21 protein-coding genes and 2 pseudogenes are annotated in these 21,541 nt (G+C 44.9%); 15 read left to right on the top strand and 8 right to left on the bottom strand.

Annotation, left to right across the window (positions count from 1 at the left end):
- The first annotated feature begins 10 nt into the window (after positions 1 to 10).
- From QUA97_RS22485 to QUA97_RS22450, 8 genes are all read left to right on the top strand, one after another.
- A complete protein-coding gene (locus QUA97_RS22485; protein WP_194069757.1) occupies positions 11 to 763 on the top strand; it encodes an ABC transporter ATP-binding protein in 753 nt (250 codons plus the stop codon).
- Between the two features lie 20 nt (positions 764 to 783).
- Positions 784 to 1,605 carry a class I SAM-dependent methyltransferase gene (locus tag QUA97_RS22480; protein ID WP_194069755.1) on the top strand — a complete coding sequence of 274 codons (822 nt, stop codon included), beginning with the start codon at positions 784 to 786 and terminating at the stop codon, positions 1,603 to 1,605.
- Positions 1,606 to 1,668: 63 nt separating this feature from the next.
- Positions 1,669 to 2,877: an acyl-CoA dehydrogenase family protein gene (locus QUA97_RS22475; protein WP_333196171.1), complete on the top strand. Its 1,209-nt coding sequence runs from the start codon at positions 1,669 to 1,671 to the stop codon at positions 2,875 to 2,877.
- Positions 2,878 to 3,215: 338 nt separating this feature from the next.
- On the top strand, positions 3,216 to 4,295 hold the full coding sequence (locus QUA97_RS22470; protein WP_333196169.1) for a sulfonate ABC transporter substrate-binding protein: 1,080 nt from the start codon (positions 3,216 to 3,218) through the stop codon (positions 4,293 to 4,295).
- 24 nt (positions 4,296 to 4,319) lie between these two features.
- The gene (locus QUA97_RS22465; protein ID WP_194069749.1) at positions 4,320 to 6,023 is read left to right on the top strand and encodes a fumarate reductase/succinate dehydrogenase flavoprotein subunit; all 1,704 of its coding nucleotides are present in this window, start codon (positions 4,320 to 4,322) and stop codon (positions 6,021 to 6,023) included.
- A 148-nt stretch (positions 6,024 to 6,171) separates the two neighbouring features.
- Positions 6,172 to 6,399 (top strand): 4Fe-4S dicluster domain-containing protein, encoded by a 228-nt coding sequence (locus QUA97_RS22460; RefSeq protein WP_194069747.1) that lies wholly within the window; start codon positions 6,172 to 6,174, stop codon positions 6,397 to 6,399.
- 32 nt (positions 6,400 to 6,431) lie between these two features.
- The gene (locus QUA97_RS22455; RefSeq protein WP_333196166.1) at positions 6,432 to 7,406 is read left to right on the top strand and encodes a HEAT repeat domain-containing protein; all 975 of its coding nucleotides are present in this window, start codon (positions 6,432 to 6,434) and stop codon (positions 7,404 to 7,406) included.
- Positions 7,399 to 8,499, top strand: a complete 1,101-nt coding sequence (locus QUA97_RS22450) for an Mrp/NBP35 family ATP-binding protein (RefSeq protein ID WP_194069743.1) — start codon at positions 7,399 to 7,401, stop codon at positions 8,497 to 8,499. Before QUA97_RS22455 ends, QUA97_RS22450 begins: the two co-directional genes overlap by 8 nt.
- A gap of 96 nt (positions 8,500 to 8,595) precedes the next feature.
- Here QUA97_RS22450 and QUA97_RS22445 read toward each other — a convergent pair whose 3' ends face one another.
- From QUA97_RS22445 to QUA97_RS22430, 4 genes are read right to left on the bottom strand one after another with little or no spacing between them, the layout of a single operon-like run.
- Positions 8,596 to 9,192, bottom strand: coding sequence for a TetR/AcrR family transcriptional regulator (locus QUA97_RS22445; protein WP_194069741.1), 597 nt, complete (start codon positions 9,190 to 9,192; stop codon positions 8,596 to 8,598).
- A 42-nt stretch (positions 9,193 to 9,234) separates the two neighbouring features.
- Positions 9,235 to 10,017 (bottom strand): ABC transporter permease, encoded by a 783-nt coding sequence (locus QUA97_RS22440; protein WP_194069740.1) that lies wholly within the window; start codon positions 10,015 to 10,017, stop codon positions 9,235 to 9,237.
- Between the two features lie 17 nt (positions 10,018 to 10,034).
- On the bottom strand, positions 10,035 to 11,279 hold the full coding sequence (locus QUA97_RS22435) for an ABC transporter substrate-binding protein (protein ID WP_194069739.1): 1,245 nt from the start codon (positions 11,277 to 11,279) through the stop codon (positions 10,035 to 10,037).
- 3 nt (positions 11,280 to 11,282) lie between these two features.
- Entirely contained in the window at positions 11,283 to 12,134 is an 852-nt protein-coding gene (locus QUA97_RS22430) for an ABC transporter ATP-binding protein (RefSeq protein ID WP_194069738.1), read from the bottom strand.
- Here QUA97_RS22430 and QUA97_RS22425 point away from each other — a divergent pair.
- Complete coding sequence (locus QUA97_RS22425; protein ID WP_333196159.1) at positions 12,127 to 12,291, top strand: hypothetical protein; 165 nt, start codon at positions 12,127 to 12,129, stop codon at positions 12,289 to 12,291. The two genes, QUA97_RS22430 and QUA97_RS22425, sit on opposite strands and share 8 nt — an antisense overlap.
- A gap of 80 nt (positions 12,292 to 12,371) precedes the next feature.
- Here the strand turns inward: QUA97_RS22425 and QUA97_RS22420 are convergent, their stop codons facing one another.
- Together QUA97_RS22420 and QUA97_RS22415 are read right to left on the bottom strand one after the other, a co-directional pair.
- Entirely contained in the window at positions 12,372 to 13,535 is a 1,164-nt protein-coding gene (locus QUA97_RS22420) for an acyl-CoA dehydrogenase family protein (protein WP_194069623.1), read from the bottom strand.
- A gap of 168 nt (positions 13,536 to 13,703) precedes the next feature.
- Entirely contained in the window at positions 13,704 to 14,240 is a 537-nt protein-coding gene (locus QUA97_RS22415) for an OsmC family protein (RefSeq protein ID WP_194069625.1), read from the bottom strand.
- Positions 14,241 to 14,583: 343 nt separating this feature from the next.
- Between QUA97_RS22415 and QUA97_RS22410 the strand changes: the two genes are divergently transcribed.
- The 5 genes from QUA97_RS22410 (at position 14,584) to ssuC (ending at position 20,285) form a co-directional block, all read left to right on the top strand.
- Entirely contained in the window at positions 14,584 to 15,882 is a 1,299-nt protein-coding gene (locus QUA97_RS22410) for an O-acetylhomoserine aminocarboxypropyltransferase/cysteine synthase family protein (RefSeq protein WP_333196157.1), read from the top strand.
- Between the two features lie 3 nt (positions 15,883 to 15,885).
- Complete coding sequence (gene metX, locus QUA97_RS22405; RefSeq protein WP_333196155.1) at positions 15,886 to 16,941, top strand: homoserine O-acetyltransferase MetX; 1,056 nt, start codon at positions 15,886 to 15,888, stop codon at positions 16,939 to 16,941.
- Between the two features lie 275 nt (positions 16,942 to 17,216).
- The gene (locus QUA97_RS22400) at positions 17,217 to 18,299 is read left to right on the top strand and encodes a sulfonate ABC transporter substrate-binding protein (RefSeq protein ID WP_333196153.1); all 1,083 of its coding nucleotides are present in this window, start codon (positions 17,217 to 17,219) and stop codon (positions 18,297 to 18,299) included.
- A gap of 22 nt (positions 18,300 to 18,321) precedes the next feature.
- Positions 18,322 to 19,503 (top strand): FMNH2-dependent alkanesulfonate monooxygenase, encoded by a 1,182-nt coding sequence (gene ssuD, locus QUA97_RS22395; protein ID WP_194069631.1) that lies wholly within the window; start codon positions 18,322 to 18,324, stop codon positions 19,501 to 19,503.
- A complete protein-coding gene (gene ssuC, locus QUA97_RS22390; protein ID WP_194069633.1) occupies positions 19,500 to 20,285 on the top strand; it encodes an aliphatic sulfonate ABC transporter permease SsuC in 786 nt (261 codons plus the stop codon). Before ssuD ends, ssuC begins: the two co-directional genes overlap by 4 nt.
- 103 nt (positions 20,286 to 20,388) lie before the next feature.
- Here ssuC and QUA97_RS22385 read toward each other — a convergent pair whose 3' ends face one another.
- Entirely contained in the window at positions 20,389 to 20,700 is a 312-nt protein-coding gene (locus tag QUA97_RS22385; RefSeq protein WP_228050210.1) for an acyl-CoA dehydrogenase family protein, read from the bottom strand.
- Positions 20,701 to 21,010: 310 nt separating this feature from the next.
- Between QUA97_RS22385 and QUA97_RS22380 the strand changes: the two are divergent.
- Positions 21,011 to 21,186, top strand: a pseudogene (locus QUA97_RS22380) (DUF4277 domain-containing protein); the annotation flags it as partial.
- Between the two features lie 31 nt (positions 21,187 to 21,217).
- Here QUA97_RS22380 and QUA97_RS22375 read toward each other — a convergent pair.
- Positions 21,218 to 21,469, bottom strand: a pseudogene (locus tag QUA97_RS22375) (IS1 family transposase); the annotation flags it as partial.
- Between the last annotated feature and the right edge of the window lie 72 nt (positions 21,470 to 21,541).

The following is a 21,541-nucleotide window of genomic DNA, read 5'->3' as shown; positions in this document are numbered from 1 at the left end:
GGAAATATATATGCTACTCATCGAAGGACTACATAAGCGATTTAAAAATGGCTTTGTAGGGTTGGAGTCTATTGATTTAACTGTGAATCGTAGCGAGATTGTGAGTTTAATCGGTACGAGTGGTTGCGGCAAAAGTACACTTTTACGAATCGTTGCTGGATTAGATTTGCCAACTTATGGAGATGTGCGAATTGACAATATTCGCATTGACAAACCTCATCCCGAAATTGGTGTAATCTTTCAAGAACCTCGCCTGATGCCTTGGTTAACCGTCTGGGAAAATGTGCAGTTTGGTTTGCATCATTTACCGAAGGATGAACGCAAGGCACGGGCAAGTGATGCTCTAGTTAAGGTTGGATTACAAGATTTTGCTCGTTTGCTGCCGCGCCAATTATCAGGAGGAATGGCTCAACGGGTGGCGATCGCCCGTGCCCTTGTGACTAATCCTTCTATTTTATTGTTAGACGAACCCTTTAGCGCTCTCGATTCCTTTACTAGAATGCAATTACAGGATCGTCTGTTAGAAATTTGGCAATCCGATCGCCAAACCATGATTCTTGTCACCCATGATGTTGAAGAAGCACTGATTTTAAGCGATCGCGCGATCGTCATGCGTGGCAATCCTGGACGCATCCATCTCGAGCTAAATATCGATCTTCCCCGTCCCCGCAGGCGTACCGATCGCGATTTGCAATATTGGAAAGAAAAGTTGTTAAGTACCTTGGATTTATCCAATACGCCAACTGTTCCTTTAGAGGTTTAAATCCCAACTTGACTTAAATTATGACTACTAAATTACTCCCAAACTACGATCCTACGCTCTTTCAAGGAGCGATTTCTTATTACTTGCAATATCGACCGCGCTACCCAAAGGCTCTTTACGATTTAATCTCACAGAAATTTCAATTAGATGGGCAAGGCAAGCTTCTCGATCTCGGCTGTGGGATTGGCTTGGTAGCGATCGCCTTACACGATCGATTTCAATCTGTTTTGGGTATCGATCCCGATCCAGAAATGCTCGAAGTTGCCAAGCAAGAAGCTAAACTGGCTCAGGCTTCAAATATCACTTGGGTAAGGGATTTAGCCGAAAATATTTCCCCGGCAATTGGTACATTTTCCCTTGTCACCATTGGTCGTGCTTTTCATTGGATGGATCAAGAATTGGTGCTACAGCGTAGCTACGATCTGCTCGATCGCACCAGTAACCCTAATACGGGGATAGTCATTATTCAAACTGAAAAAGATATTTGGTCGAATGAATCTGTTTGGGCACAAAATGTGCTAGCTACGATCAAACGGTGGCTAGGAGAAGAGCGGCGTGTGGGTTCTAGTAGCGTTCCTTTGCTCTACAAGTCTGATTTAGAAGTTTTGGACCGATCGCCATTCGCGCGGATCGAGCGCCATAATATTGACTTTCAAAAACAATGGACGATCGATAATTTTATTGGTTATCTCTACTCCACCGCTTACTGCCGTCGTGATTACTTTAATGGCGATACTTCTGTATTTGAAGCGGAAATTAAAGCAGCAATTCTCAGTGCTGAACCTTCAGGTCAGTTTGTTGAAGATGTACCTATTTCTGTTTACTTTGGTTTTAAGGACTGACCAACCTATAGGAATCCTAAATCCTTTGTACCTCATTAATTCCCTCAATTTTGGATCGTCAATATGAAAATATCCCTTGTAGACTCGAAAAGCACAACACCACAAGACAGCAAGCAAGATTATGTAGCGATCGCGCGATCGCTTGCTCAAGAATTTGCTGCTACTGCCATCGAACGCGATCGTCTTGGCGGTACGCCAAAGTATGAACGCGATCGCCTTCGTTCTAGCGGTTTGCTCGGTTTGATTATTCCTAAAGAATATGGCGGTATTGGCGAAACGTGGATTACTGCACTCCAAATTTCCCGCGAGTTGGCAAAGGCTGATAGTTCTCTAGCTCATGTTTACTCCTATCACCATTTAGGGGTGGTTATCCCGCATCTTTTTGGCACGGAGGAACACAAGGCACAGTTCTACAAAGATACAATGACAAACAATTGGTTCTGGTGCAATGCTCTCAATCCTCTCGATCGCCGTGCGACTTTAACTCCTGATGGTACAGGCTTTTTACTGAATGGTACAAAAAGCTTTTGTTCTGGCTCTAAAGATTCAGATATCTTACCCATCACTGCGGTTCGTCAAGATACCTCGGAACTCACGATTATTGTAATTCCCACTCGAAGAGAGGGTGTAAAAATCCATGACGATTGGGATAATATCGGGCAACGTCAAACTGATAGCGGTAGTATTAGTTTCGACCAAGTGCGCGTTTATGAGTCGGAAGTATTTGGCGATCGCACCCGTGCCGATCTTCCTTTCCGTACTTTACGAGCTTGTTTGACACAAATCAATCTTGCCCATATTTATCTGGGTATTGCAGAAGGAGCATTTGCTGCTGCTAAAGACTATACCCGCACCCAAGGACGACCTTGGTTGACTTCCAATGCTCCTAATGTGACGCTTGATCCCTACATTCTGAAACACTACGGAGAAATGTGGGTCGATTTGCAAGCAGTTAGCAGTTTGACGGATCGAGCCGCCGCCATTCTGCAAGCAGCTTGGGAAAAAGGCATAGATTTAACAACAGAAGAACGTGGAAAATGCGCGATCGCGATCGCAACGGCCAAAATTGCTGCCACCAAAATAGGTTTAGATGTGACAACTCGCATTTTTGAAGTGATGGGGGCGCGTGCTACCACCAGTAAATATGGTTTCGATCGCTACTGGCGCAATCTGAGAACGTTTACGCTACATGATTCTGTTGACTATAAAATTCACGATCTGGGTAACTGGGTACTCAACGATCAGCTCCCTAATCCCAGCTTTTATACGTAAAAATCATCCTTCAAAAAGGATGTTTTATCTTCAATTTTTCTCCAGAAACTTGGTTGATGGACGGAGAGCATCCCGAATTTGTACAGTATTTACGCAACTGCACAATTACTAAGGTGCTCTACTACGATCGAACCCTAACGACTCGTTCAATCGCTGCGTCTGACGCACCCTACAAAATCGGGAGGCTCCCTGATGGACTGAAGTGCTGTAACCGTGAGCGATCGCACCCCAAAATCTTAACCTCCGAAAGTAAATAACTATTAACTCCGGTAAAAATATCGACATACAGTAGTATACTGCCAATAAAGTTACTCTCAATCCCTTTCTTATTGATATTTATGTGGATTAAGTTCTCAGAAACCCAGCCTTTAAGCATTTTGACTTACTACCGCCAAAATTTCCTTTCTCCAAGAGGTGGCAGTCTTTCCCTGCTGTTTGCAACCGGACTCGGATTGACTCTGGGAGTAACAGCTTGTGCTTCCAGCGCTAGCACAACGGACACAGCCAATAAACCCACCACCCCAACCAACAGTGCCGCACCTGCAAAAAGCGTTACTGTTAACATCGGCTTCCAAAAATCGGCTACTGTTCTCAACGCCCTCAAAACCAAAGGCGACTTAGAAAAAGCTTTAGCCATCTCCAAATCTTCTGTAAAATTTGTAGAATTTCCGGCTGGGCCACCATTATTAGAAGGAATGAATGCAGGCAGTATTGACTTCGGCTACACAGGAGAAGCGCCGCCAGTTTTTGCTCAAGCTGCCGGAACGCCATTAGTTTATGTTGCTTACGAAACATCCAATCCTCAGTCTGAAGGGATTGTGGTTCCCAAGGATTCACCCATACAAACTATTGCCGATCTGAAAGGCAAAAAAGTTGCTTTTGCCAAAGGATCTAACACCAATTACTTCATAGTTAAAGCCTTAGAATCGGCGGGACTTAAATACAGCGACATCACTCCAGTTTTTCTCAAACCAGCAGATGCACGGGCAGCTTTTGAAGGCGGAAATGTAGATGCTTGGGCAATTTGGGACCCGTATTTAGCAGCAGCAGAAAAAACCGCAGGCGCACGATTGATCAAAGATGCCACAGGAATTGCTGCTAATCGAGGTTACTATCTCGCTCGTAAGGCTTTTGTTGACGAACATCCTGAGATTTTGAAACTCATTTTAGATGAGGTAAAAAAGGTAGATAAATGGGCGGCGGGCAATCCAGTAGAAGTTGCTAAATTTTTGGAGACGCAATTAGGAATAGAAGCTTCCGTCTTAGAAGTGTCAGAAAAGCGACGTAAGTATGGCGTTTCTCCCCTGACGGATGAAGAGATAGCCGGACAGCAGCAAATTGCTGATACTTTCCATAAATTGGAGCTTATTCCTAAGCCAGTTCAGGTTAAAGAAATCGTGTTGAAAGATAGTAAGTAGAGTCATTAGCAAGGGGAAAGGAACGTGAATACTCAATGGATAAAAACCGATGTGTTGGTAATTGGTGGCGGTACGGCTGGCACGATGGCTGGCATCAAAGCTAAACAGGCAAATCCTGATAGCGAAGTGCTAATTTTAGAAAAAGCAAATATTCGCAGAAGTGGTGCGATCGCCATGGGAATGGATGGCGTAAATACTGCTGTCATTCCCGGTCATTCTACACCCGAACAGTACGTCCGCGAAATTACCCTTGCTAATGACGGTATCCTCAACCAAAAAGCTGTTTATCAAACCGGAAAATTAGGCTATGAAGTCATCCAAGAGTTAGAAACTTGGGGAGTAAAATTTCAGAAAGATGCTCAGGGGAACTACGACTTAAAACAAGTCCACCGCGTCGGCAAATATGTGTTACCAATGCCCGAAGGTAAAGACCTCAAACAAATTTTAACTCGACAGGTGAAACGCCATAAAGTTAAAGTTACCAATCGAGTCATGGCAACCCGCGTTTTAGTACAAAAAGGACGCGCTACTGGAGCCGTTGGCTTTGACGTGCGAAATGGCGATTTTGTAGTAATTCAAGCCAAAGCTGTCATACTTTCTACAGGTGCTTGCGGCCGTTTAGGACTACCAGATTCTGGCTACCTTTATGGAACCTATGAAAATCCGACTAATGCCGGAGATGGCTATTCAATGGCTTACCATGCCGGCGCAGAACTTAGTAACATTGAGTGCTTTCAAGTCAACCCGTTAATTAAAGATTATAACGGCCCTGCTTGCGCTTATGTTGCCGGCCCCTTTGGCGCTCATACTGCTAATGCCGAAGGTCATCGCTTCATTAGTTGCGATTATTGGAGCGGTCAAATGATGCTGGAAATCTGGAAGGAATTAAACTCTGGCAAAGGGCCGATTCAATTAAAAATGACTCATCTTGATGAGGATACAATCGCTGAAATTGAGTCAATTCTTTGGTCGAATGAGCGGCCGAGTCGAGGCAGATTTCATGAAGGGAGAGGGGAAAATTATCGCTCTCACGGCGTGGAGATGCACATTTCCGAAATAGGGCTATGCAGCGGCCACAGCGCCTCTGGTGTTTGGGTGAATGAAAAGGCAGAAACAACTGTACCGGGACTCTATGCAGCCGGAGATATGGCCAGCGTTCCTCATAATTATATGATCGGCGCGTTTGTGTTTGGCAGAATAGCAGGAACTAATGCCATTGATTACATTCAAGATTTAGATTATATCGAGCCGGATGCGGAATTTCTGGAAGCAGAGAAAGCACGGATTTATGCACCTCTAAATCTGCCAAATGGAATACCTCACACGCAAGTAGAATATAAGTTGCGGCGCTTGGTAAATGATTATTTACAGCCGCCAAAAGTAGGGAATAAACTTGAAATTGGGCTGAATAATTTTGTCCGCTATCACGACACCTTAGAGGAAATGGGTGCTCGCGATGCCCATGAGTTAATGCGCTGCATGGAAGTTCACTTTATTCGCGATTGTGCGGAGATGGCCGCGAGGGCTTCTTTATATCGCCGCGAGACTCGTTGGGGGCTTTATCATTATCGATTAGATTACCCTGAAAAGAATAATGAAGAGTGGTTTTGCCATGTTAATTTGAAAAAAGAAGACTCGGGAGAAATGAGATTGTTTAAGCGTCCAGTTGAGCCTTATATTGTGGAGGTGGATTTGCATAAAGAGGATTATGATGTTGTCGCTCGTTGAGTTATTATAGAGAGCGAACATTTATTTCACCTTACATCTTGCACGATTCTCCTGAACAGGCTTTCCGGCCTGTTCCACAAAATTAATTTTCTTGTGGGGTGGGCCTCCTGCCCGCCCGTGAAAGGTCTATTAACAATTACAACTAACTATGGCTTTAATTACACAACGAGTTGATGTTCCCGTCACTGTAGATGAGTCTAAGTGTTTAGAAAAATGCCATGTCTGCATTGATGTTTGTCCTTTGGATGTATTAGCCAAAAATCCAGAAACAGGCAAAGCTTACATGAAATACGATGAATGTTGGTTTTGCTTACCTTGTGAAAAAGAATGTCCAACTAATGCAATTACGGTGAAAATACCTTTCTTGTTGCGCTAATTTTGTTCTAATTTTTAGGAATTTTAAAGCTGATGAATGCTGAGATTGATAGCGAATTAAATCAATGGTTAGAAATGTTGCGATCGCCCGATCTTAGCGATCGCCTCGTTGCCGTTAAAAATCTACAATATTTGGGGGATGAAGAAGCTACAAATGCCCTACTTCTTGCCCTATCCGATGACAGTAGCGCTGTTCAAAAAATTGCCATATCTGCCCTTTGGGAAATTGGCAACCCTGTCGCTATTCCCGCTTTAATCGAGTGTCTAGGTTCCGCCGATATCGATATTCGCCAAGAAGCATTATCGGCTTTGAATGAATTAGTTTCACCCACTGACTTACAGCAACTCCTAGATGCCCTTCACCGCGACAATGTTAATATCCAACTCAATATCTTAACTTTGTTAAGGAAGATTCACGATGCTCAATCTTTACCAGATATTTTACCATTTTTTGCCTCAAAAGTTCCTGAATTGAGAGCGGCAGCGGTAACTACTCTCAGCTATCTCAATCAGGTGGAAAAATGCCCCCAAGCTTTAGCTCTAATATCTGATGCAGATGTCAATGTTCGTCGGGCGACAGCTTTAACTTTAGGACATTTAACAGATCCAGAAATTATCTTTATTTTGTGTCAAACCCTCAAAAGCGATACTGACTGGCAAGTGCGACGAAATGCGGCTAAATCTTTGACAATTCATGCCGATTCTGCGGCAATTTCTGCACTGGAAACGGCGGTAAGTGACGAACACTGGCAAGTCCGCAAATTCGCGTTACAAGCTTTGCAAAAAGTGCCCGATGAACGAGTGCTACCTGCTTTAATTAGAGCCTTGGCTGATGAATATTCAGATGTGCGAAAAGAAGCCGCGATCGCCCTCGGTAATCTTAGCAATCCTGCGGCGATGAATGCGCTACAGCAATCCCTCGACGATCCCGATAAAGAAGTCTCTATCTTTTCTGAAAGAGCAATTCAAAAAATTCAAAAATTACTGCAAAATTCCCCCAATGCTTAATTCTTCCTCCTTACCAAAAACTGACTCACATCTACCCTCAGAAAACCCCGATATTTTGGGAGAATTGCGACAGCAAGAAGTTGTAAACTATCTCAAACAAGTCATCGAACCCTCCCTCAAAAATGATATCATCAGTTTGGGAATGGTGCGAAATTTGCGAATTGTTGATGATTACATTTATTTGCGCCTTTATATTGGTTCGCATCAGCAAGACTTACAAGCAAAGATTGAATCTATTTTATCACCTATAAACTGGTGCAAAAAAACTTATATTCAAATTTGCACTATAGCCAACGTGCGAACTACCTTAGCTATTTCTAGCGGTAAAGGGGGAGTCGGAAAATCTACAACTGCCGTCAACTTAGCCGCCGCTTTAAAATTACAAGGGGCAAAAGTAGGCTTACTAGATGCTGATGTTTATGGCCCGAATATTCCTCAAATGTTAGGCTTAGGACAAGCAGATATCGAGACAGTTAATACTGCCAAAGGTCAGAAATTTTTACCCTTGGAAGCCCAGGGAATTAAACTGATGTCTGTGGGTTTACTAGCCGAACCAGAACGCCCTTTAGCATGGCGCGGCCCCGTTCTCCACAAAATTATTACTCAGTTTATTCAAGACGTAGAATGGGGCGAATTAGATTATTTATTAATTGATTTACCCCCAGGAACCGGAGATGCTCAAATTACCATTGTGCAAGAAAGTCCGATTTGTGGAGTGATACTTGTTACTACGCCGCAACAAATATCTATTTCCGATGTTCGTCGCAATATTTATATGTTTCGTCAGGTTGGGGTTCCGGTTCTTGGCATTATTGAAAATATGAGTTATTTAATTTGCGATCGCGATTCACAACCGCTGCAAATTTTTGGTAGTGGCGGCGGTAAACAACTAGCAGAAGAACTTCAAGCGCCCCTTCTTGCCCAAATTCCTATAGATCCGCGCATCTGTGCGGGCGGTGATACAGGAAAACCGCTAACAATTGCAGATCCAAACTCGGCGGTATCTCAGATTTTTATGCAGATAGCCGCAGGACTAGATGCTACTTTTTCTCCTGCGATCGCTACCGATCTACAGCTATTTTCCGGTGAGTGAGATACAGATAAACTTGGTAATCTCCCAACTTTTGCCCTGCAAGGATTTTCGGTATTTTTTTGAGACAATTTAGCACAGTAAGTACGGAAGACCCAATTATTTAGACACAAGTTCATTTTGCAAGGATGCTTGCAACAAATAACGACACCCATCAAGGCAATATTGTAAGCGCTCAGGGTTATCGTATAAGCGTCCTAGCAATAATGCCCCCTCGATCGCACTCAAAAGCTGTTGTGCCAGTCGTTCAGGATCGATCTCTGGCTTAAGTTGAGCGCGGCCAGCAAACAGCAAACTAGCTATTTCCTGCTGCCACTCATCAAAAACCTGGATCAGATGTTGACGAAATGTAGGGTCATGTTCCACTAGCTCTACAATCAAATTACCAAGAAAACAGCCAGCACAAGGTTTTTCAGCTTGATGAATGGTTTCTAAGCGATCGATCATTAGAAAAAGTTGGGCGATCGCATCAGTCTGAATTTCACCAAACAGTATAGACTTTAGCTTGCTCCACTTCCAGTCAATTAGAGCATGACCTAGCTCATCTTTCGAGGCAAAATAGTTATAGAAACTACCAGAAGAAATACCACTATGGGTTAGCAACTCTTTCAACCCAGTTGAGTGAAATCCTTGGCGGTGAATCAAATCTAAAACAGCAGACAATATATCTTCACGAGTACGTTTGAGGTTGACCATTAACACAAGAAATCTCGACAGCAAGAGTATCCTAACCTTTAATTAAGACTGATGAGTCCATTGCTGATAAGCAAATCTTAGCGCACTATCTAAACCATAACCAATGACACCAATAATTAAAATTACAGCCATTAGTTCTGAATAAGACAGGCGATCGCGCGTATCCAGAATATAATACCCCAACCCCGCACTGACACCGAGCATTTCCGCTGGAACCAGCACCATCCAAATAATACCAATTGCCAAGCGCACGCCAGTTAACAGGTGGGGCACAATCGCTGGAATAATCACCCCAGCAATTGTTTCCCAACGGGTGGCACAAAGACTTTGGGAAAGTAATAACCATCGTGGATTGACGGCTAATACGCCTGCGGTTGTGTTTAATACCAGCGGCCAGATCGCGGCGATCGTTAGTAGGAAATAAACAGGCAGATCGCCAATGCCTAAAACCATAACTGCCAGAGGCATCCAAGACAAGGGGGAAATCATCCGAATAAACTGGAACAGAGCAGAAGTAGTTTGCTCTAAAGGGCGAGACAAACCCAATACCACCCCCAGGGGCACCCCGATCGCGATCGCCACCGATAACCCCACCAACATCCGCCGCAAACTGGTTGTGATATGGGGAACGATCGCACCTGTGCCAAATAGCTGTATTAGGGCAACGACAGTTCGCTCTGGGGAAAAATCAGCTACAGTCGGATCGCTGTGCCAAAGTGGAGTTGTCAACACCCACCAGATTAGGGAACCACCGAGAAGCCCTGCTAGGGGTAGAGGAAACTTAAGCTTGAAAGATGATTTCAGAGGAGTAAGAGTGGATGTCATAAATTTAATTTAGATGGTTAGATGGCGATCGTCTCAGAGCGAGAGAAGTTATCCTGTAAACCAAAAGTCTTTAATCCACCAACCTGTTGTATCGCTTGTTTAACGAAGGAATCATCTACCAAATCTTTGGCAACCTCCTTCGGATCGAGCGCTTGCAAAAAAGCCATATCTCCCTCAACCTGAGTATCTTTCAACAACCGCACCAATTCTTCTGTATAAGAAGGAAAAGGATAGGGCTGGAAATCAATGCGATTAATGTCCCAGTCAGGATGCACAATAGCGCCCTGCTTGCCGTACACCTCTTTTTCGTAGTAAGTCAGGGTACGTTTCAGTACAGGTAAAGGATGGGGTGTATATTTGCCGCTACCATCTTTTGATAAAATCTGGGCTGTTTCTTCGCGATTGTCTCGAATCCATGCCTGAGCTTTAACAATCGCATTAACCACACTCTGCGTCCATTCTTGACGTTGGGTAATATCTTCTTCATGCAGAAAGACAACGCAGCAAGCATGATTCTTCCAGACATCTCCCGTAAAGCGGAGAATTTTACCGGTTTTCAGGTTTTCAGCCGCCGCATTAAAAGGTTCTGCCACAATGTAACCCCCGATCGCTTTATTTGCTAATGCTGACACCATATCCGGCGGGGGAAGCACGACCAAATTCACTTCATTGGCGGCTAATTCTGCATCTTTTGGTTTTCGGGTAACTATCAATCCCTCCTTCTTCAGCACTTGTTGCAAAACAACGTTATGGATGGAGTACCAGAAGGGAATCGCGATCGTTTTCCCACCCAAATCTCTCACCGTTTCTACTTCAGGCAAAACTGTAAGCGCCGATCCGTTAACGTGGTTCCAAGCCACAACCTTAGCGGGAAATTTGCGCCCATAACGTAGCGATACCGTGATGGGTGATAGCACATGAACTACATTCACCTGACGGGCGAGAAACGCTTCTACCACTTGCGCCCAAGAGCGAAACAGGCGCGGTGGTTCAGCCGTTAAGCCCTCTGCTTCATACAGCTTTTTAGCGTGGGCAATTAGCAAGGGGGCTGCATCAGTAATCGGTAGATAGCCAATCTTTACTGGTTGGTCAGCGCTGGATTTGCTAGGAGTCGGGCTAGCACTATTCCCTGCTTGGGGTGTGGTTGATTGGCAACCATTGGCTGCTAAAGTTAAACCTAGAGAAGTAGAAAATAGAGCCGTCATTTTCAGAAAATCGCGCCGACTCATACCGCAGCAGGCACAGACATTAGGCAATGTCATAATTTAGTCTCCTATGAAAGCATGAGGAAGATTGGCAGATGTATCCATCACGGTGGATAAAGCCTCTAAGATGGTGAAACGAGTTTCAGTTAGGGTATGGGCTTGCTGAAATCGGGGTTTAGGTTGCGTGATGTCCCAAGTTTGGTAAATTCGCCCTGGATGTCGCGCCATTAATACGACGCGATCGCCTAGTAGTAGCGCTTCGTCAATATCGTGTGTCACCATCAAAACTGTTGTTTGTTGTTGGGTAATGATTTGCAACAGCAAAGCTTGCATATCCAACCGAGTAATTGCATCTAGGGCGCTGAAGGGTTCGTCCAGTAGCAGCAGTTGGGGGCGACGGGCCAGTGTTCTTGCTAGTGCTACCCGCTGCGCCATCCCCCCCGACAACTGATGTGGATAACTGCGCTCAAACCCCTGTAATCCCACCTGGGCGATCGCGACTGCAATGCGCGATCGCAGTTCTGGCTTTGTTAGCGATCGCATCTGTTTTAGCCTCAGTCCAAAAGCAATATTCTGGGCGACAGTAAGCCAAGGTAACAGACAAGGATCTTGAAACACAACGCCTACTTGAGGATGACTTTTACGGACTGGAATGCCGTGCAGGTATATTTCACCGCGATCGGCTGTCTGCAAACCTGCGATCGTTGCTAGCAGGGAGGACTTACCACACCCACTCGCACCCAGCAAACAAACGACTTCACCAGAGTGAACCTGTAAGTCAATACCATCGAATGCAGTCAAATACCCTTGGCGAGTTTTGTACTGCTTCTGCAAATTTTGGACTGAAAGCAGAGGAGTCACCCGATCTTGCCAAGTTTCATTTGTGAGTGATGCAATAGAAGGTTTGCTCATATCCGTTAGAGGAAAGGGGATGGGGGAGATGGGGGAGATGGGGGAGATGGGGAAGGTGGGGGAGATGGGGAAGATGGGGAAGATGGGGAAGATGGGGGAGATGGGGAAGATGGGGGAGATGGGGAAGATGAGGGAGATGGGGAGGATGGGTAATTAGCAATTAGCAATTAGCAATTAGCCATTAGCAATTAGCGATTAGCGATTAGCCATCAGCAATTAGCAATCAGCAATTAGCAATTAGCCATTAGCCATTAGCGGTTGCTCTAGATGATGCAACATCTTTTTGAGTTGTTTAATTGCTGGTGTAACGATCGCCACAAAGTATGCTTCGCGTAGTCGTCTGGCTGGTTTAGAACCCTGTAAATAGGCGCGTGCACCGACATGGAGCATGGCAGCATTAGCAGCTCGCAATGAGAGTTCAGACCCAGTAATCCGCAACTGAATTACCTCTTTGAGCAAATCAGGAGTGATGCTTACATCTGGCTGACTCAACCGATCGGCTAGGGTGTAGGTTTTCAGACGGGCGATCGCTAGTTCAGCGGCCAGATCCTCTGCTCGATCGTCAAGAAAGCAATTGACATGACCTAAACGAGAATGAGTTGCCTCGATCGTGTTGATACAATCAGCGATCAACCCTAAGCCCATACCAACTTGTGTCAGAATAAAACCCGGACGAATTCGTTGTACATAGTCTGCACAAGGTACTGCTAAAACCTGTTCGTCAGGAATAAATACTTCTTTGAAAACACAGCTAAAAGTGCCACTGCCTTCTAAGGCAATAAAGTGGGAATTTTGTCGCAGCGATAATCCCGCGAACCGATCAGAGACGATCGCCATTAAGTAATCATTCCCCTCGGAAAGTTTGGCGGCGATGCCAAAGGGTTGTCCTGTACCAATATTAGAAACCCAAGGCAATAGACCATTCAGTACATAACCACCTGGTTTTCGCTCGGCGGTGAGGGCAATTTTTTCAATCTCAGCAAAGTGTTTCATTGGGTTTGATAACCCTGTACCACCAAGCACTTGCCCTGTTGCTATGCAGGGCAATAAATTTGTCTTGAGATAGGTATTATCGCTGCACTGCATATACCAAGCACAGGCAATCTGACACCAAGTCATAAACCCCGTACACAAGCATTCTTCAGAGATAGCTTCAATTACTTGAATGGCTGCTTTTAAACCGTTACCCGCTCCACCAAACTCTGGCGGAACAGCTTGACCAAAGCCTCCTAATGCACCGACACGCTGCATAAAATCACGGGGATAAAAACCCTCATCGATACTTTGCACTTTGGGTACAAGGTCTTGAGCGATCGCGGCTTTTAATTCGGTAATCAAAGGGCTAAGGGCGATCGGTTCTTCTAAACTTTTGTTGGGAACTAATGTTGAAGCAACCTGCATAGGTCAACCTTCTTTACAAGAATGGTGAAATAGTTAGGACTTACGCGCGCAGGGCAAAAAACCTTTTCTAGAAACTGGGTTTCTGAACCAGAATTCTTCATGGTTCGCGTTGACTAATACCAGAAACCCAGTTTTTTACAGGATATATCCACTGCGAAGCAAGCCTGTTTAAGCAAGGGATACTGCTAAATTGACAGGGTTGCGGAGTGTGTTGGCTACAGGAGACCAATTATTAGAGTGAGCAACTAGAGCTTCTAAGGCTTCGCGACTGGCATCCCCTTCTAAATCGACTTTGACGCGAATATCTGTAAAGCCAAGGCGCTTTTCTGATAAATCGCCAATCCCCCAAACACCGGTGATGTTAATGTCGCCTTCTAGTTCTAGTTCTAGCTTTGTCAGAGTAATGCCACGCGCGATCGCATTGGCATGAATTCCCACAGATAGGCAAGACCCTAGTGCTGCCAGTAATGCTTCTGAGGGGTTAGGGGCTGTATCTTGTCCCAGCAAGCCGGGTGGTTCATCAATGACGTGCTCTGGTAAGTCTCGTACATAGTTCAAGTTACGAAACTGCCCTTCACAGACTGTTTTGACTTTTAATGACTTGATCGCGTTTGAGTTGGCTTTGGCCGTTATTGCCAGGTTTTCTAAGCCAGTCTTGCTAACTGGGCGCAGAGAGGTTTGTGTTGAAACAGTTATTTCAGTCATAATCAATCAATAAAATAGAACAATCTATCCAATTGCAGCGGAATTAGTTACACAGCTTTCCTTCCTGTAGCTGTCACAACTGACAGCATAGGTAGATCCTGTATAGTACGGTGAATCAGTAGGTTTACCGTATTTTGTAAGAATCTCATAGATTCCAAAGAATGTCAATCTTTAGGCGATCGCATTTTGTGGGAGCTGAAGCAACCACAGGAGGATTGCCAGCGACAACACTATTAACTTAAAAAGTGATTTCTGAACTTGACTTACTTGATGTGCATCTGTAGAATCTTGTTTGCAAGCCAAAAGTACGGTAAATCGATAAAGTTTAAGTATTTTATAGCAAATGACAGAACCCTATCGTTTTGAAACGCTCCAAGTTCATGCTGGGCAAGAACCTGCTCCTGGAACCAATGCCCGTGCCGTGCCTATTTATCAAACAACCTCCTATGTCTTTAATGATGCGGATCACGGGGCGCGCCTCTTTGCCTTGCAAGAGTTTGGTAATATCTACACCCGGATCATGAATCCGACAACAGATGTGTTTGAAAAGCGAATTGCCGCCCTGGAGGGGGGTGTTGCGGCCCTGGCAACCTCTAGCGGTCAGGCAGCTCAGTTTTTGGCGATCGCCAATATTGCCCAAGCCGGAGATAACATTGTTTCCACTAGCTATTTATACGGCGGCACGTACAACCAGTTCAAAGTGACGTTTCCTCGGCTGGGCATTCAGGTCAAATTTGTGGATGGCGATGAGGCAGAGGATTTCCGGCAGGCGATCGACGATCGCACCAAGGCACTCTATGTTGAAGCGATCGGCAATCCCCAATTTAACGTCCCAGATTTTGCCGCCCTAGCTCATATTGCTCACGAAAATGGCATTCCCCTGATTGTAGACAATACGTTTGGTGCAGCAGGCTATCTCATCCGTCCCATCGAACACGGTGCTGATATCGTGGTGCAGTCTGCAACTAAATGGATTGGCGGACATGGCACCTCAATCGGCGGTGTCATCGTCGATTCCGGCAAGTTCGACTGGGGAAATGGCAAGTTTCCTGTGTTTACAGAACCAGCTCCCGGCTATCACGGCCTCAATTTCCAAGAAGTTTTTGGCCCTCAAAGCTCATGGGGCAATATTGCCTTCATTATTCGTGCCAGAGTCGAAGGACTGCGGGATTTAGGCCCTACTCTGAGTCCCTTCAATGCCTTTTTGTTTTTACAGGGATTGGAAACCCTTTCCCTACGGGTACAACGTCATGTAGATAACGCCCTGGAACTCGCCCAATGGCTCAAACAACATCCCAAGGTGGAATGGGTAAACTACCTGGGATTACCAGAACATCCCTACCATGAGCGGGCTAAAAAGTATTTACAACATGGCTTTGGCGGTGTACTGAACTTCGGTATCAAGGGGGGACTCGGTGCCGGTCGCTCTTTTATCAACCAGGTGAAACTGGCAAGCCATTTGGCGAATATGGGAGATGCTAAAACGCTGGTCATTCATCCCGCATCTACAACCCACCAGCAACTAACAGACACGGAACAGATATCGGCTGGTGTGAGCCCTGATTTAGTTCGGGTATCGGTAGGAATAGAGCACATTGATGATATTAAAGGCGATTTTGAGCAGGCCTTTGCCGGGGTTTAGCAGATGGATTATCAGCAGTTCATTTCCCCCGAAAGCCAGTTTTATCAGCTCCCAGAACCCTTTGAGCTGGAGTCTGGTGAGGCTTTGATTGGAGTTCAGGTGGCCTATCGGACTTGGGGACATCTGAATGCGGCGGTCGATAATGCTGTGCTGGTTTGTCATGCTCTAACTGGTTGGGCCGATTTGGATATCTGGTGGGAACCCCTTTTAGGGCCAGGACGGGCGTTAGATCCCGATCGCAGTTTTATTATTTGCAGCAATATACTGGGTAGTTGTTATGGAACAACGGGGCCGACCTCCATCGATCCTAAAACAGGGATGGCTTATGGCCCGACATTTCCTGGGATTACGGTTCGGGATATGGTGCGGTTGCAAGGGGTTTTACTGGAAGCCTTGGGCGTGCGATCGCTACAATTAGCGATTGGCGGTTCTCTGGGTGGTATGCAAGTGCTGGAGTGGGCATTGCTTTATCCCGATCGAGTCCGGGCGATCGCGGTGATTGCCGCCCCCGGTCGCCACTCGGCCTGGTGCATTGGCTTGGGCGAAAGCCAACGGCAGGCTATTTATACTGACCCTAACTGGCAGAATGGTTACTATAGCGCGAAACAACAACCGGATCGGGGGCTGGCTGTGGCCCGGATGATTGCTATGAGTACCTATCGTTCCTGGGCTAATTTTTCAGCTCGCTTCGGACGACAGGTTAAGTCCGATCGCGTTACTGAGTCATTTGCGATCGTGGATTATATGCGTTACCAGGGCAAAAAATTGGTGGAACGGTTTGATGCCAATACCTACATCACGTTGACCCATGCTATGGACAGCCACGATCTCACCCGTCCCGATCGGGATTATCACACGGTTTTGAGCAGTATTCAGCAGCCCGCTCTGATTGTCGCTATTAATTCGGACATCCTATATCCACCCGTTGAGCAAGAAGAACTGGCAGCCCTGATTCCCAATGCAGAACTACAATGGCTGGAATCTCCTCATGGCCATGATGCCTTCCTAATTGATATGGATGTTCTCAACAGTTTCGTCATCAGGTTTTTATGCAGATAGCAACAGTTCTAGATGCTACTTTTTCTCCTGCGGGTGCAACTGATATATTGCCCGCGAATATTAATCAAGTAAGCAACTAGAAAAGTAATACAAACAAAAATCTACAGAATGTGCTTGCATTTTTGAAGCCATCTGTGGAATAATAGGAGCTTATTAGACTTAACTACGGCATATCGATCGGTATACCGTAGTTTGCTAGTCAATCATGATTAGCTCAGCTTTTGCATGGGTATTGCGTTTCTTAGTTTTCAATACTTGAAATTTAGGAGGGGACAGTGTTAACTCCATTGAGAGAAATCCCATTTCCAGCTAGATTGAGACATTTTTGGAGCAAACTCAAACATAGTTCGCTCAAGACCTTTGCTTTGCTTTTTGCAGTTGGTTTGAGTTTAAGTTTGATAGTTTCTGCCTGTACTCCTACTCAGCCAACAAATATAACTACTTCCCCAACTTCCGCTACCACATCAGTAGCTAGTTCTCAACCACAACAAAGCAATGTAATTCGGATTGGCTACCAAAAATATGGAACTCTAAGTATCCTTAAATCACGGGGGAGTTTAGAGAAGCGTTTGGTCTCCCAAAACACATCCGTACAGTGGCTTCAATTTCCTGCTGGCCCTCAATTACTAGAAGCTTTGAATACAGGAAGTATTGACTTTGGCCATACAGGAGAAGCGCCGCCTATTTTCGCACAAGCCGCTGGCGCACCATTAGTATATGTTGCTAACGAGCCTCCTAATCCTAAAGGCGAAGCTATCTTAGTACCGAAAGATTCTCCCATTCAAAATGTGGCTGGGTTGAAAGGCAAAAAAGTTGTATTTAATAAAGGTTCAAATGTGCAATACCTTGTGGTAGAAGCATTAACCGCAGCCGGATTAAAATATAGCGACATTCAACCTATTTATTTGCCGCCAGCAGAGGCGCGGGCAGCTTTTGAACAAGGTAGCGTTGATGCTTGGGCGATTTGGGACCCGTTTTTTACAGTTGCGAAACGAGCTACAGGCGCTCGCGTTCTCAAGGATGGAGAAGGGCTTGTCGCTAATCGGGAATTCTATCTAGCTGCTAAACCTTTTAACGACCAATATCCTGACCGGACGAAGGCAATTTTAGAGGAACTTCAAAAAGTAGATGAATGGGCGGCTGCTCAACCAACTGAGGTGGCAAAACTGCTGTCTCCTGAGCTGGGTATTGACGTTCCAGCTTTAGAGGAAATCTCACGGAGACGGCCTTACGGTGTGCAGCCGATTACGGATGAAGTCATTACTTACCAGCAAAAAGTTGCTGATACTTTCTTGGATTTAAAGCTACTTCCAAAACCGGTCAAAATTAGCGAAGTTGCTCAGGTAGTTAAACAATAAATAATCAGGGAGAATACGGCAAATGGAATTATTTTGGTTTATCCCAACTCACGGAGACGGACGCTATTTAGCTTCAGGAATTGGAGGGAGATCGGGCAGTTTTTCCTACTTAAAGCAAATCGCCCAAGCCGTTGACCATTTAGGATTTACGGGTGCTCTGCTTCCGACTGGGCGCTCTTGCGAAGACGCATGGGTAGTAGCGTCATCGCTAATGGCTGTTACAGAAAAAATGCGTTTTTTAGTAGCAATTCGTCCGGGATTAATGTCTCCAGGGGTAGGAGCGCGGATGGCAGCAACCCTTGACAGATTATCTAATGGACGCTTGCTGATTAATGTTGTTACGGGCGGCGATCCGGTAGAATTAGCGGGAGATGGAGTGCATCTGGGTCACGACGCACGTTATGAATTGACGGATGAATTTTTGACAGTTTGGAGAGCAATGCTTGAAGGTAGTAACTCGACTAATGTGCGAGAACAAGAAGTCAATTTTAGCGGTGAATATCTCCAAATTAAGGGCGGTAAAGTTCTATTTCCCCCTGTACAAACTCCCCATCCTCCCTTGTGGTTTGGCGGTTCATCGCCAATCGCTCAACAAATAGCGGCTAAGCATATTAATGTTTATCTTACTTGGGGAGAACCGCCGCAACAAGTGGCAAAAAAAATTGAAGCTGTGAAAAAATTAGCAGCAGAACAGGGTAGAACTGTGCGGTTTGGAATTCGCCTTCACGTCATTGTGCGCGAAACTGCAAGCGAAGCTTGGGAGGACGCAAATCGTTTGATTAAATATGTCGATGAAGATGCGATCGCAGCCGCCCAAAAAGCTTATGCCAGGATGGACTCTGAAGGGCAAAAGCGGATGACTGAACTGCACGCAGGTAGTCGCGAAGCTCTGGAAATTAGCCCCAATTTATGGGCGGGAATTGGGTTAGTAAGAGGCGGTGCTGGTACTGCTTTAGTGGGAGATCCCGATACCGTTGTTGCACGAATGTTGGAATATTCCGACTTGGGAATTGAAACTTTCATTTTATCCGGTTATCCCCACTTAGAAGAAGCGTATCGAGTCGCTGAATTGCTATTCCCCCGCTTGCCTTTAAAAAACCAACCGGTTGTCAATCAACCACAAATGTTTAGTCCTTTTGGGGAAATTGTTGCCAACGAAAACTTTCCCAAACAAAAACAAGTTTTTTCTCCAAGTGCGTCATGAACAAAAAATGGCTCAAAAATTCTTATTTGCAGCAGATAATTCCCTGGATTGTACCGATTCTGCTGCTTCTTAGCTGGCAACTTTTAGTGCAGGTGGGTTGGCTTTCCACAAGGGTTTTACCCGCACCAACAGGTGTTTTAAGTGCAGGACTTAGATTGGCAATTACCGGGGAACTGTTTCACCATATCGGAATTAGTGCTTGGCGTGCCGTCGTGGGTTTCGTCATAGGCGGCGGAATTGGTTTGACTCTTGGTTTCCTCAATGGTCTTTCTCCAATCGCCGAAAAGCTGCTAGATACTTCTGTACAAATGGTTCGCAATGTTCCTCACCTCGCCTTAATTCCCCTAGTGATTTTGTGGTTTGGAATTGGCGATATAGCTCGGTTATTTTTGGTGGCTTTGGGTGTGTTTTTTCCAATGTATATCAATACATTTCATGGCATCCGCAGTGTCGATGCCGGATTGATTGAAATGGGAAAAGTCTATGGTTTGAGTTCTGCGTCTCTTTTGTGGCAAGTTATTCTGCCTGGGGCTTTGCCTTCGATTTTGGTAGGCGTGCGATATTCCTTGGGGATTATGTGGCTGACGCTGATTGTCGCAGAAACAATCGCGGCAGACTCTGGTATTGGTTACATGGCAATGAATGCTCGCGAGTTCTTGCAAACTGATGTTGTGGTGTTGAGCATTATCATGTATGCTTTGTTGGGTAAGTTTGCAGATGCGATCGCCAGGAAGTTAGAAGAGAAATGGCTGGCTTGGCATCCCAATTATCAGCCAGCTTAGCTAGAAAAAACCAGCAATAAGAAAGAAACCTAAGAGTGTCCCCTTTTTCTTTCTTAGTTCCTCTAGAAATGCTGTCCTTCACGATCTGCTCAGTTAGTGTTTTTTACGTATAAAAGCTGGAATTGGGGAGCTGATCGTTGAGTACCCAGTTACCCAGATCGTGAATTTTGTAGTCAACAGAATCATGTAGGGTAAACGTTCTCAGATTACGCCAGTAGCGATCGAAACCATATTTACTGGTGGTAGCACGCGCCCCCATCACTTCAAAAATGCGAGTTGTCACATCTAAACCTATTTTTGTGGCCACAATTTTTGCCGTTGCGATCGCGATCGCGCATTTTCCACGTTCTTCTATTGTTAAATCCATCCCTTCCAAGCTGCTTGCAGAATGGCGGCGGCTCGATCCGTCAAACAACTAACCGCTTGCAGATCGACCCACATTTCTCCGTAGTGTTTCAGAACCTAGGGATCAAGCGTCATACTAGGAGCATTGGAAGTCAACCAAGGTCATCCTTGGGTGCGGGTATAGTCTTTAGCAGCAGCAAATGCTCCTTCTGCAATACCCAGATCCCACATTCCCCACTTCAATAACACTACAAAATATAGTATATTGCTACCAGAGCTGACTAAGTAAAAAATACTTAGATATTTGAGGCAAAAAACGTGAGACAATCACAAAAACGTCAAAAATATTATCTAGCTAAAAAAAGTCTCCAACTTCAGAAATAAAAATCAAAAATATCGATTGTTTAGGAATAGTAGCTGGACTAATTGATGAGATAGGAATAGTTGAAACAATTAACGATAAATTAGGAATAGATGTTCGGAAAAAAAATCAGCGTGAATATTAGTGAAAGCTATTTTAATCAATGGATTAGGATTTGTATCAAGACCGTTATATTGGTAGTAATAAATATGTAGTAATTAGATATTTATTCGCTCAAAACATAGTTGTCATGATGGACAAAATACCAAATAGCACCAATATGGTTTTCTAACTTTTTAGAAAATGAAATAGTTGTTATTACGATCGGAAAAACACGTTGGCGCAAAGTATTATTAAATCTTTCAATGTGATTAGTCTTTCCACTTTCTTTACCAACTGGCTGATGGCGTAGCGAAGGAAAAACACAAGCATATGCAGCCCAAAAATCTGTATAGCAAACAGCACATTGTCGATATAGTCATTTCAAATAAGTATGAGACTATTTAAAAATGAGGTAAAATGAATAAAAATAGTGAAGCTGCTAGGAAAA

It is taken from the genome of Microcoleus sp. CZ3-B2 (genome assembly GCF_036705055.1).
GTDB lineage: Bacteria > Cyanobacteriota > Cyanobacteriia > Cyanobacteriales > Microcoleaceae > Microcoleus.
This window is presented reverse-complemented; position numbering and strand designations above follow the sequence as displayed.